The following is a 12774-nucleotide window of genomic DNA, read 5'->3' on the forward strand; positions in this document are numbered from 1 at the left end:
ACAAAAATCGCAAACCCGGTCATGATAAAGGGATCAACATTGAGGATTCCCCCCACAGTGATAGAATATTGCCCATCGTTTTTTCCCCAGGATTTGCCGATTGCCGGCATCTTTATAACGTAAGGCCATTTCATGAAAATCAAAACTCGCTTCGCGCCGAGCCCGACAGGCTATCTGCACGTCGGTGGTGCACGTACCGCTCTCTATTCCTGGCTTTTCGCACGCCACAACAAAGGTGAGTTCGTGCTGCGTATTGAAGACACCGATCTTGAGCGCTCCACGCCGGAAGCAATTGAAGCCATTATGGATGGGATGAACTGGCTGAATCTGGAATGGGACGAAGGCCCGTATTTCCAGACCAAACGCTTTGACCGCTATAACGCCGTCATTGATGAGATGCTGGTCGCGGGCACGGCGTATAAGTGCTACTGCTCAAAAGAGCGTCTGGATGCGCTGCGCGAAGAGCAGATGGCGAACGGTGAGAAGCCGCGTTATGACGGCCGCTGCCGCCACGACCACAGCGAGCATGCTGCTGATGAGCCTTGCGTCGTGCGTTTTGCTAACCCGCAGGATGGCTCGGTGATCTTTGACGACCAGATCCGTGGCCCGATCGAATTCAGCAACCAGGAGCTGGACGATCTGATCATCCGTCGCACCGATGGTTCCCCAACCTACAACTTCTGTGTTGTGGTTGACGACTGGGATATGGAAATTACCCACGTTGTGCGCGGTGAAGACCACATCAACAACACGCCACGTCAGATCAACATCCTGAAGGCGCTGAACGCGCCGGTGCCTGTTTATGCGCACGTCTCCATGATCAACGGTGATGACGGCAAAAAACTGTCTAAACGTCACGGTGCGGTGAGCGTCATGCAGTATCGTGACGACGGTTATCTGCCGGAAGCGCTGCTGAACTATCTGGTGCGCCTGGGTTGGGCCCACGGTGATCAGGAGATCTTCAGCCGCGAAGAGATGATCGAACTGTTCTCTCTGAGCTCTGTGAGCAAATCTGCGAGCGCATTTAATACCGACAAGCTCCTGTGGCTGAACCATCACTACATCAATACCATGCCGCCAGAATATGTGGCGACGTATCTGCAGTGGCACATTGAGCAGGCAAATATTGATACCCGCACTGGCCCTGAGCTGGCGGATCTGGTGAAACTGCTCGGCGAGCGCTGCAAAACCCTGAAAGAGATTGCCGAAAGCTGCCGCTACTTCTATGAAGAGTTTGATGCGTTCGACGCGGACGCCGCGAAGAAACACCTCCGTCCGGTTGCGCGTCAGCCGCTGGAAGTGGTGCGTGACAAGCTGGCTGCCCTCACCGAGTGGACCGCTGAGAATGTGCATCACGCCATTCAGGCGACGGCAGACGAGCTGGAAGTCGGCATGGGTAAAGTCGGTATGCCACTGCGCGTCGCGGTGACCGGTGCGGGTCAGTCTCCGGCGCTGGATGTAACGGTTCATGCCATCGGCAAGTCGCGCAGCGTGGCGCGCATTAACAAGGCGCTGGACTTCATCGCTGAACGTGAAAATCAGCAGTAATCACGTCTACAAAAACGGCAGGGTAACCTGCCGTTTTTTTATGCCTCTTTTTCCGCGATACCCAGACGTGTAAGAAAACCGTGTATACCCTCGCGTTTCAATAAAGCGTCCAGACGCTTCTGCTCTGACGGAGTCATACTCTCCAGCGTCTCAATAATGCCCGGAGACAGGTTTGAAGAGGGTCCATTATAGGCAGACGTGGCCTCAGCGAGATGGTAAACCGCCTGACGGTTACGGATCGCCGGGAGGCTTATAATATGTTCCTTCACGCGCGCATCAACATGAATGAGCCGAGCCCGACCCCCCTTTACGCCGTTGAGTCCTTCCGTTTTCCACCCCTGCTGGCGTATCCAGCGATTAACCGTTTGTCTGGCAACGCCTAAACACTCCGCCAGCTCTTCCGTGGTCATTTTGCTACGTAATTTTTTCATATCAGTTCTGATCGCGAATCCCTAAACGTTGCAACAATCCGGTAATCCCTTCCCGCATTAACAGCGATGTCATCTGCTTCTGCTCTTCCGGCGTCATTTCATTGGCCAGCGTCAGGAGTAGGGTGTGAAGCGAACCGTCATGGCTGGTGCCTTCCGGCAGTTCGGACGTTTCACTTGCCCGACGTGCGCTGCGGATAAAGTCACGGACTTTTTCGTTCACATGCACCAGGCGCGCTTTCCCGCCCTGGACGCCTGGCTTTGGTGATGTAATCCAACCCTCTTTGCGTACCCATTTATTGATGGTCTGGCGGCTATAGCCAGTGAGGAGGGCTAACTCTTCTGGCGTCATTCGTTCCTTGATCATGCAATTTCCTGAATATCTGTGGGGTTAATTAACGGCTCATTTTATAGCACCGTTTTACGTGAAAACGTGACAGGCTTAACTCCTGACTGCGAGCAGGCTCGCAAAGTGATTCATTTGCATGATTTTTCGGCGATTGAATGGCTTGAATTGATTTTGCCGTTGACACTCCGCAGCGGAATTCATATTATGCCGCCCGTCAACATGACAGCTTTACGATGGGGCTATAGCTCAGCTGGGAGAGCGCTTGCATGGCATGCAAGAGGTCAGCGGTTCGATCCCGCTTAGCTCCACCAAACTCTGAACCCAACAGAGTGCGGTTAGTAAAGAAACATGTGGGGCTATAGCTCAGCTGGGAGAGCGCTTGCATGGCATGCAAGAGGTCAGCGGTTCGATCCCGCTTAGCTCCACCAAAATTGTAAACCCTCGTCAAAAGACGAGGGTTTTTTTTATGTGTTTGTAACACCCTCTCCCGTATTTTGTTATCAAAAAGAAGGTATTCTCGTACCTCACCTCAATCGACATCAATAAAGCAGTCTATAAATAGACTTGAACTTGATTCGTGCAATTAATAAACCTATTATCCACCCGGTCAATGATTCGAACGGATAATATACTCATCAGCTTAATGAATAGAAAAACGTACAATAATGTAAAGATATTTATAATTGCCCTGACACTTTGTCTGATTGCGGTACCTGTCTCCCGTTATCTCTCCCCCCGCGCAATGGTTAATGGTCACGATGTTTATTTAGCATGGCTACCGCTAAGCGTTATGCTGGCAGTAATTCTGCTATTTGGGCGCAGGGCAATTCTCCCCATTGTGTTAGGTTTTACTGTCACTAATTTATTTTATGTTAATTTAGCACCGCTACAATATTCAGTTTTACTGTTCTGTCAGACCTTTGCGCTGTTTGCGGCGTGCGGCCTGCTGCGCCTCATGCTGGGCAAGCGCTGGCGTCACAGCATCCCTAACAAGCACATCGGGCTACGTATATTCTGGCTCGGTTTTATTGTGCCATTAGGTATTAAACTGTCGATGTATATGGCAGGCTATTTGTTTGATTTTCCGGTGACTATTTCCACCTTTTTCGGCGAAGGAACGGTAATTTATAACGTTGTGGATATACAAAGCCTGATATGTGCGGCATTGATTTTTACCATGATGTTCTATTACCCATTAAGAATGATAATTAATCCTCGTTATGCCATGACCTTCTGGCGGCGAAGCGTGAAGCCCGTGTTTTATCACAAGAATCTATTATTTATTTTTGTCTGGCTGACGCTTTTAGGCTTCATTCTCGTCATTTTATGTGGTCCTTTTGAATCACCGGTCATTGCGGGCTATTTGATGCCGCTGATTTTTATTCTTTTTACCTTAGCGATAAGCCGCCTGACCTATGCGCTTATCTCTCTGCTGTGGGCTGCATCCGCGCTCCTGCTGTTGACCTACAACTACAACTTCCTTAACGGGGTGGAATCGGGCCATTCGCTCTCTTTTATCCTGTCCGTGCTTATCTCTTTTGCTATCTGTCTGCTTTACATGTCACGAATTTACCAGCGCAGCGAGTGGCTGAAACGGGGCTGGCAGGGTAGGGCGCTGACCGATCCGCTGACCGGTTTGCCCAATATTCGTGCGCTGGAGGATTACCTCGAGATTCATCCGGATGCCAAAGTGTGCATTCTGCGTATGGATAACCTGGAGTTTTTGAGCCGCCACTACGGGATTATCATGCGGGTCCACTGCAAACGTACGATCGCCACGTCGCTACAGCCGCTTTTGCAGAAAGATGAGACGCTCTTCCAGCTTCCGGGAAGCGAACTGGTGCTGGTATTACTGGGGCCGGGAACCGCCGAGCGTCTCCAGCACATGGTCGATCGGCTGAACAGCCGTAAGATTTTCTGGAACAACACCGGGCTGGATATTGAATTTGGCGCGTCCTGGGGAATGGTCGAAAACGGCGAAAAGCTGCATCACACGCTGGGACAGCTGAGCTGGCTGGCAGAGCAGGCCTGCGGAGAGCAAAACGTTCTCGCGCTCACGAATAGCCTTGAGGCGGCATCAGGCCAAACGACAGAGCGTGTCTTGATGCTGGCGCGAATTAAGCATGCCCTTGAGGCGGGGCAGTTCCATTTATACGCGCAACCGATCCAGAAGGCGGACGGGAGCGGGTATTACGAAATCCTGGCGCGTATGGAGAGCGAGGGCGAGATCTTCACCCCTGACCGCTTTATTCCGCTGATTGCCCAGTTCAACCTCAGCCATCGGTTTGATATGTGCGTCATGGAAAAATTACTGGTATGGCTGCGCGATCACCCTGCAACGCAGGCTGGCGCCCGTTTTTCCGTCAATCTGATGCCGCTCACGCTGATGCAAAAAGAGGTGGCGAACGAGATTTGCGCGCTCTTTGAACGCTACGGCGTTGCGCCGCAGGCCGTCGTGATTGAGATCACCGAAGAGCAGGCCTTCTCAAACTCTGGCTGCAGCATCCACAATATTCAGCAGCTGCGGGATTACGGTTTCCGGATTGCCATTGATGATTTTGGTACTGGCTACGCCAACTACGAGCGTCTCAGACGCCTGCAGGCAGATATCATTAAAATTGACGGCTGTTTTGTTAAAGACATTTGTACCGACGATATGGATGCGATGATCGTCCAGTCGATGTGTAATCTGGCAAAGACGAAATCGCTGTGCGTTGTAGCGGAATATGTAGAAACACCTGAGCAGCGGGAGATGCTGCTTCGCTTCGGCGTGGATTACCTGCAGGGCTACCTGATAGGTAAACCCAAACCGCTGGAAGAGTTGCGGGCATAAAAAAACCGGGAGCCAGGCTCCCGGTTTTTTGTTTAACGGTAAACGTTACAGTACCAGTGCCGCGATGGAAGCAGACAGGACGCTCACCAGCGTAGAGCCGTAAACCAGCTTCAGGCCAAAGCGAGAAACCACGTTACCCTGTTCTTCGTTCAGACCTTTAATCGCACCCGCGATAATCCCGATGGACGAGAAGTTAGCGAAGGAGACCAGGAACACGGAGAGAATGCCTTCCGCGCGCGGAGAAAGCGTGCTGGCAATTTTCTGCAGATCCATCATCGCAACGAATTCGTTAGATACCAGCTTGGTTGCCATGATACTGCCCACCTGCAGCGCTTCGTGCGCAGGAACACCCATCACCCATGCAACAGGGTAGAAGATGTAGCCCAGAATCCCCTGGAAGGAGATACCCAGCACCGCGGCGAACAGGGCGTTCAGGCCAGAAATCAGCGCAATGAAGCCGATCAGCATAGCGGCAACGATAATCGCAACTTTGAAACCAGCCAGAATGTATTCACCCAGCATTTCGAAGAAGCTCTGGCCTTCGTGCAGGTTTGACATCTGGATGTTCTCTTCGCTGGCGTCAACGCGGTACGGGTTGATCAGCGACAGAACGATAAAGGTGCTGAACATGTTCAGAACCAGCGCCGCAACAACATACTTCGGCTCCAGCATGGTCATATACGCACCCACGATAGACATGGAAACGGTAGACATTGCGGTTGCCGCCATGGTGTACATGCGGTTGCGGGACATTTTGCCGAGAATATCTTTATACGCGATGAAGTTCTCAGACTGACCGAGGATCAGGGAACTGACGGCGTTAAAGGATTCCAGCTTGCCCATGCCGTTCACTTTGGATAACAGGAAGCCAATTCCACGAATAATGAACGGCAGAACGCGGATGTGCTGCAGAATACCGATCAGTGCGGAGATGAAGACGATTGGGCAGAGAACCTTCAGGAAGAAGAACGCCAGACCTTCGTCGTTCATTTTACCGAAGACAAAGTTGGTCCCTTCATTGGCGAATCCGAGCAGTTTTTCGAACATTTCGGAGAAGCCTTTTACGAAGCCGAGGCCTACGTTGGAGTTCAGGAAGAACCACGCAAGTAAAACTTCAATGACCAGCAGCTGGACAACATAACGGATACGAATTTTTTTGCGGTCTGTGCTGACCAGCAATGCGAGTGCAGTAACGACAACAAGTGCCAGGACAAAATGAAGGACGCGGTCCATATTTGCTCCAAATATGAGGCAGGTTTAATTTTCGTGCACATTCTATGTAACAAGGGAAAAGAAAACGAGATCGAGGACACACTATAGTTACATCCTGTGACGAGTCTCAAAAATAGTGATCCACAATACATTTTTGTTATGTTAGGTAAATGAGTGAAAAGTTAAGTTTGTGTGCTAGTCTTCACAAAAGCGCGCGCGATTTCAGTTTCTGTTAGATCGCCCCACTTACCCGCCCGTCTATCGTTCAAAGCTATCAGAGAAATCACTGTAAACTTCACAAATGAACTTGATAATCATTCTCATTTTGATAGCATTAAACATAGCAAAGGCTATATTTCAGAGGCAGAAATGACAAACAGTCGCGTAGAGGGTAGCAGTGGCAGAGCCGCGCGCAAGTTGCGGTTCGCATTAATGGGACCTGCGTTCATCGCTGCCATTGGCTATATCGATCCAGGTAACTTTGCGACCAATATTCAGGCCGGGGCCAGCTTCGGCTATAAGCTGCTGTGGGTGGTCGTCTGGGCTAACCTGATGGCGATGCTGATTCAGATGCTCTCTGCAAAGCTGGGGATTGCCACGGGCAAAAACCTGGCGGAGCAAATTCGCGACCATTATCCGCGTCCGGCCGTCTGGCTCTACTGGATTCAGGCGGAAATCATCGCTATGGCCACTGACCTCGCTGAGTTTATCGGCGCAGCGATCGGCTTTAAGCTGATTCTGGGCGTGTCGCTGTTGCAGGGGGCGGTACTCACCGGGATTGCCACGTTCCTGATCCTGATGCTACAGCGTCGGGGTCAAAAGCCGCTGGAGAAGGTCATTGGCGGTCTGCTGCTGTTTGTCGCGGCGGCCTATATCGTCGAGCTGATTTTCTCACAGCCGAATCTGGCGCAGCTCGCTAAAGGGATGGCGATCCCAAGCCTGCCAACCTCGGAAGCGGTGTTCCTGGCCGCCGGGGTATTAGGGGCGACCATCATGCCGCATGTGATTTACCTGCACTCCTCGCTGACGCAGCATCTCCACGGTGGGACGCGCAAAGAGCGTTACTCCGCCACCAAATGGGACGTGGCGATCGCCATGACCATCGCCGGGTTTGTCAATCTGGCGATGATGGCTACCGCAGCTGCCGCTTTCCACTTTAACGGTCACACCGGTATTGCCGATCTCGACCAGGCGTATCTCACGCTGGAGCCGCTACTGAGCCATGCTGCCGCCACGATATTTGGTCTTAGCCTGGTGGCTGCCGGTCTTTCTTCCACGGTGGTGGGCACGCTGGCAGGCCAGGTGGTGATGCAGGGGTTTGTCCGGTTCCATATTCCGCTGTGGGTGCGTCGCTCCGTCACCATGCTGCCGTCATTTGTGGTGATTCTGATGGGGCTCGACCCAACGCGAATTCTGGTCATGAGCCAGGTGCTGCTGAGCTTTGGTATCGCGCTGGCGCTGGTGCCGCTGCTGATCTTTACCAGCGACAAAAACCTGATGGGCGAACTGGTCAACTCAACGCTGGTGAAACGGACCGGGTGGGCCATCGTGGTGGTGGTGGTGGCGCTGAACCTGTGGCTGCTGATTGGTACAGCGTTGGGACTCTAAAAGAAAAAGGAGCCGTGAGGCTCCTTTTTGCTGTTAATCGTCATGACCGTGGTGGCCATGTCCGTGACCTTTGCCGCGACCCCAGCCGCCGCGACGGTCATCACGATCGTTCCACCCTTCACGGTAGCCGCGCTCGTAGGCGCTGTCTTTATACCAGCCGCGGTGTCTGCCGTTATCATGTTTCCACCAGCGGTCTCCGCGCCACTCATAGTGACGGTTCCAGTAGTCACGGTCGCGCCAGTAGCCACCGTCCCAGTATCTGCCGTAGTCATCACGATCGCCAATTTGTAATTTTACTGATGGCAACAGGGTGATTTCGCCCGCAGTGGCGATCAGCGGGGCTGAAGCCAGTAATACCGCTGCAAGAATCAGTGACCTGAACATACTCTTTCTCCTTCACGATCGGGGCCTTTGTGGGGCCTGTTAACGCAATTTTACGAGTTGGTAAAGCCTCGTTTCATCGCCTCAACTCCGAATTCCTGAGGGAGAGCACTTTTTGCTAAAAGTGGTTCTATTTTGAGCTGTTCAGAATGCCTTCTATACGGGACAGTTCTTCCGCAGAGAAATGGCGGTTTGCCAGCATGCCCACGGCGTCATCAATCTGCGACGCTTTACTTGCCCCAATCAGTACTGACGTCACATTCTCATGGCGTAATACCCAGGCCAGCGCCATCTGGGACAGCTTCTGGCCGCGCTCTTCCGCAATGGCATTCAGCTTTCTAACCTTCTCCAGCTTCTCTTCGGTTATCTGGTCAGGGTTAAGGAACTTACTGCCGCTTGCCGCGCGTGAGTCTGCCGGAATGCCGTTCAGATAGCGGTTGGTCAGTTGCCCGCCGGCCAGCGGCGAGAAGGGAATACAGCCAACCCCTTTTTCCTGCAGCACGTTCAGCAGTCCCGCTTCCGGCGCACGTTCAAAGAGGGAGTATTTCGGTTGGTGGATCAGGCAGGGCGTACCGAGGTCATTAAGAATATCAATCGCCTGGCGAGCCAGAACAGCCGGGTAGTTGGATAACCCGACATACAGAGCTTTTCCCTGGCGCACCACATGGTCAAGCGCTTTCATGGTTTCCTGCAGCGGCGTTTCCGGATCTGGCCGGTGATGATAGAAGATATCCACATACTCCAGCCCCATGCGCTTCAGGCTTTGATCGAGGCTTGCCAGCAGATATTTGCGTGATCCCCAGTCGCCGTAAGGCCCCTCCCACATGGTATAACCCGCTTTGGTAGAGACGATCAGCTCATCGCGCCAGGGCAGGAAATCCTCCTGCAAAATACGGCCGAAATTACGTTCGGCCGATCCGGGAGGCGGGCCATAGTTGTTGGCAAGGTCGAAATGCGTAATGCCCAGATCGAACGCACGCTGTAAAAGTTGACGGCTGTTTTCGATAAGGGTGGTGTCACCAAAATTATGCCACAGCCCAAGCGAGATGGCGGGCAACCTGAGCCCGCTTTGCCCGCAGCGGCGATACTCCATTGTCCCGTAACGATTTTTATCCGGCTGATAACCCATTTTCGTAACCTCTGGCGCTGAAGTAAAAAATCAGTGTATGCGTTTACATTTACGTGAAAAAAAGCAGCATAGCGCAGCCTTTTTTGTAAAGCATTCTTTCCATGGTCTTCTTATCGCCAATTCTGGACAGCCATCACGCTTATTTAATACTCAAGGTGAGGTCAAAACATTAGAAGGATACCTGTTTATGCGTACCCCATACTGCGTCGCCGATTACCTGCTGGACCGTCTTACAGATTGTGGAGCCGATCATCTGTTTGGCGTGCCGGGCGACTATAACCTGCAGTTTCTCGACCATGTGATAGACAGCCCGGATATCTGTTGGGTGGGCTGTGCCAACGAATTAAACGCCTCTTACGCCGCTGACGGATATGCCCGATGTAAGGGCTTCGCCGCGCTGCTGACGACATTTGGCGTAGGAGAGTTAAGCGCCATGAACGGCATTGCGGGCAGCTACGCCGAGCACGTTCCGGTCTTGCATATTGTGGGTGCGCCGGGTACGGCGTCACAGCAAAGAGGTGAGCTGCTGCACCATACGCTGGGCGACGGTGAGTTTCGTCATTTTTACCATATGAGCGAACCGATCACCGCTGCACAGGCGATCCTGACCGAACAAAACGCCTGTTATGAAATCGACCGGGTATTAACGACCATGCTCCGGGAACGTCGTCCCGGCTATCTGATGCTGCCCGCCGACGTGGCTAAAAAGGCCGCCACACCGCCTGTAAACGCTCTCACGCTCCGGCACTCGCATGCCGATAGCGCCTGCCTGAAAGCGTTCCGGGATGCCGCAGAGAACAGGCTTGCCAGGAGCAAGCGTACTGCGCTGCTGGCCGATTTCCTTGTCCTGCGCCATGGCCTGAAGCATGCGCTACAGAAATGGGTCAAGGACGTGCCGATGGCGCACGCCACCATGCTGATGGGTAAAGGCATATTTGACGAGCGTCACGCCGGTTTTTACGGCACGTACAGCGGTTCGGCGAGCGCAGGCGCGGTAAAAGAGGCGATTGAAGGGGCGGATACCGTGCTGTGCATCGGCACGCGATTTACCGATACCCTGACCGCCGGCTTCACGCATCAGCTTACCCCGGCTCAAACGATAGAAGTTCAGCCTCACGCCTCACGCGTCGGTGATATCTGGTTTACCGGCATCCCCATGCTTCAGGCAATCGAAACGCTGGTGGAGCTGTGTAAACAGCACGTGCACGATACGCCGGTACCGGCCTCTCAAAGCGCGATGGCCTACCCGCAGCCGGATGGCTCGCTGACGCAGGAGAATTTCTGGAAAACGTTGCAGACGTTTATCCGCCCGGGGGACATCATTCTTGCGGATCAGGGCACCTCAGCCTTCGGCGCGATCGACCTTCGTCTGCCGGCTGACGTGAATTTTATCGTCCAGCCGCTGTGGGGATCGATCGGCTATACGCTGGCGGCGGCATTTGGCGCACAAACGGCCTGCCCGAACCGGCGCGTAATTGTGCTGACGGGGGATGGCGCGGCGCAGCTCACTATTCAGGAGCTAGGCTCGATGCTGCGGGATAAACAGCACCCCATCATTCTGGTTCTGAACAACGAAGGGTACACGGTAGAAAGGGCGATCCACGGGCCGGAGCAGCGGTATAACGACATTGCGTTATGGAACTGGACGCAAATCCCGCAGGCACTGAGCCTTGATCCTCAGGCCCAGTGCTGGCGGGTCAGTGAAGCGGAGCAGCTGGCGGACGTCCTTGAAAAAGTAGCGCACCACGAGCGGCTCTCGCTGATTGAGGTGATGCTGCCGAAAGCAGATATCCCACCGCTGCTGGGGGCGCTTACCAAAGCGCTGGAAGCGCGCAATAACGCCTGACTACTTGTCGTTTCGCCAGGCCATCATCATCGGTTTGCCCGCCAGCAGGAGCCAGGCGGGCAACATCACGATACAAAGCAGAGGGAAAAGCGTCGAATCCGGTACAACTACCGCCGCCATGAACAGGCTGAGCCACGCGTCGCGCGTGACCACCAGAACCAGTCCCAGAATAGAGCAGGAGACGGTAATCGCCGCCGGCACCGCATCGACATGTTCGTGCAGCATCAGCCCCAGCGCGACGCCGACAAAGACCGCAGGGAAGATGCGTCCACCGCGGAAACCGCAGGCGGCCGCCACCACCAGCGCTGCCAGCTTGATTACGGCAAACAGCAGATAGTCGGAGACGCTAAATACCTGGCTGAAGGCCAGCTGCTGCATCTCGTCCAGACCTTTGAACAGCGTCACCGGCCCACCGATTGCCCCTAAAATACCGAGGATCAAACCGCCGGCCCCCAGAATTAACACCGGGTGTTTGAGTCTATGCATTAGCCGGTGCAGACGTGGAAGGCACCATACCGCCACCATCCCCAGCGCGATGGCGATGGCGACGACGATGGCGCCGCTGAAAATATCGGCGATTTGCATCTGGCCGTAGTGGGGGAGTGAGAGTGAAAAATGGGGATGGAAAAACAGGCTGGTGGTCAACGCCCCGGCGGCGGCGGCCATCAGCGGTGCAAAGAGTTTATCCCAGAGGGGGACGTCGTTATTGCTGCTGAGCGTCTGCGAAAAGATCAGTGCGGCAGCGACGGGTGTACCGAAAAGCGCCCCGATGGTACCTGCGGAGGCGAGAATGGTCCAGTCCAGCGCGCCGACGCGGGGCAAAATGCGTGAACCGAGGAAAACCGCCAGGCCAATATTGACCGCCATAATCGGATGCTCTGGTCCCAGGCTGACGCCGCCGGCCAGACCGAGAATCAACGCGATAATCAGCCCCGGCAGTGCCGAAGGAGAAACCGGGGCACCAATCAGCGGTTCCTGTGCCGGGTCTGGTCCAGCATGGCCAGGACTGAAACGGATCACCAGGCCCACCGCAATACCGGTCAACGTTAGCATCACAACGATCCAGGCAGGAGAATCCGCGGTGACCCCCAGTCCTGCAGGAAGCGCGTTCCATAATAGTGTTTGCAGCACCGACGCGACTTTCATCACGACAATGAGCACCAGGCTTGAAACCACGCCAATGATTAGCGCCGGAATGGCCAGCAACAGCATGGTTCTGGCTCGCGGGTGGAGCATGATGATTTCCTTGTACAAAACGGTATTACGTTACTTTGCACATTAAGCTTTATGGCAATAGTGCAAAAGGTGCTGAAACGGTAAAGTTATTCTGTGACGAAGATCGATAATCCATGGGCATTCACCTTACGGCCGTTGTTGTTATCACGCCTTGAATTTACAGTGTCCCAAAGATTTATTCTGACTTTAGCGGAGCAGTAGAAG

10 protein-coding genes and 2 tRNA genes are annotated in these 12774 nt (G+C 53.7%); 6 read left to right on the forward strand and 6 right to left on the reverse strand.

The window, feature by feature from the left end:
* Positions 1-132: 132 nt before the first annotated feature.
* The gene (gltX, locus tag ACDO57_RS00960) at positions 133-1548 is read left to right on the forward strand and encodes a glutamate--tRNA ligase (protein ID WP_024907621.1); all 1416 of its coding nucleotides are present in this window, start codon (positions 133-135) and stop codon (positions 1546-1548) included.
* Between the two features lie 38 nt (positions 1549-1586).
* Here the strand turns inward: gltX and ACDO57_RS00965 are convergent, their stop codons facing one another.
* Together ACDO57_RS00965 and ACDO57_RS00970 are read right to left on the reverse strand one after the other, a co-directional pair.
* Positions 1587-1979, reverse strand: a complete 393-nt coding sequence (locus tag ACDO57_RS00965; protein WP_032645222.1) for a YfeC-like transcriptional regulator — start codon at positions 1977-1979, stop codon at positions 1587-1589.
* A 1-nt stretch (position 1980) separates the two neighbouring features.
* Positions 1981-2343, reverse strand: a complete 363-nt coding sequence (locus ACDO57_RS00970) for a YfeC-like transcriptional regulator (protein ID WP_048992413.1) — start codon at positions 2341-2343, stop codon at positions 1981-1983.
* Positions 2344-2560: 217 nt separating this feature from the next.
* On the opposite strand from ACDO57_RS00970, the gene ACDO57_RS00975 reads away from it, so the two are divergent.
* From ACDO57_RS00975 to ACDO57_RS00985, 3 genes are all read left to right on the forward strand, one after another.
* Positions 2561-2636 (forward strand) — tRNA-Ala (locus tag ACDO57_RS00975).
* A 41-nt stretch (positions 2637-2677) separates the two neighbouring features.
* A tRNA-Ala gene (locus ACDO57_RS00980) sits at positions 2678-2753 on the forward strand.
* A gap of 215 nt (positions 2754-2968) precedes the next feature.
* Positions 2969-5158, forward strand: coding sequence for an EAL domain-containing protein (locus ACDO57_RS00985; RefSeq protein ID WP_370883425.1), 2190 nt, complete (start codon positions 2969-2971; stop codon positions 5156-5158).
* Between the two features lie 45 nt (positions 5159-5203).
* Here the strand turns inward: ACDO57_RS00985 and ACDO57_RS00990 are convergent, their stop codons facing one another.
* Entirely contained in the window at positions 5204-6391 is a 1188-nt protein-coding gene (locus tag ACDO57_RS00990) for a NupC/NupG family nucleoside CNT transporter (RefSeq protein ID WP_024907625.1), read from the reverse strand.
* Positions 6392-6739: 348 nt separating this feature from the next.
* On the opposite strand from ACDO57_RS00990, the gene ACDO57_RS00995 reads away from it, so the two are divergent.
* Positions 6740-7978 carry an Nramp family divalent metal transporter gene (locus ACDO57_RS00995; protein WP_024907626.1) on the forward strand — a complete coding sequence of 413 codons (1239 nt, stop codon included), beginning with the start codon at positions 6740-6742 and terminating at the stop codon, positions 7976-7978.
* Between the two features lie 33 nt (positions 7979-8011).
* Here the strand turns inward: ACDO57_RS00995 and ACDO57_RS01000 are convergent, their stop codons facing one another.
* Both ACDO57_RS01000 and mgrA read right to left on the reverse strand, forming a co-directional pair.
* Positions 8012-8362, reverse strand: coding sequence for a DUF2502 domain-containing protein (locus tag ACDO57_RS01000; RefSeq protein WP_024907627.1), 351 nt, complete (start codon positions 8360-8362; stop codon positions 8012-8014).
* A gap of 127 nt (positions 8363-8489) precedes the next feature.
* Positions 8490-9488, reverse strand: coding sequence for an L-glyceraldehyde 3-phosphate reductase (mgrA, locus tag ACDO57_RS01005; protein WP_248272506.1), 999 nt, complete (start codon positions 9486-9488; stop codon positions 8490-8492).
* Between the two features lie 187 nt (positions 9489-9675).
* On the opposite strand from mgrA, the gene ipdC reads away from it, so the two are divergent.
* A complete protein-coding gene (gene ipdC, locus ACDO57_RS01010) occupies positions 9676-11334 on the forward strand; it encodes an indolepyruvate decarboxylase (protein WP_370883426.1) in 1659 nt (552 codons plus the stop codon).
* Here ipdC and ACDO57_RS01015 read toward each other — a convergent pair whose 3' ends face one another.
* The gene (locus ACDO57_RS01015) at positions 11335-12570 is read right to left on the reverse strand and encodes an ion channel protein (protein WP_048990063.1); all 1236 of its coding nucleotides are present in this window, start codon (positions 12568-12570) and stop codon (positions 11335-11337) included.
* Between the last annotated feature and the right edge of the window lie 204 nt (positions 12571-12774).

Source organism: Enterobacter cloacae complex sp. 2015409, from assembly GCF_041365315.1.
In the GTDB taxonomy this organism is placed as follows: domain Bacteria; phylum Pseudomonadota; class Gammaproteobacteria; order Enterobacterales; family Enterobacteriaceae; genus Enterobacter; species Enterobacter pseudoroggenkampii.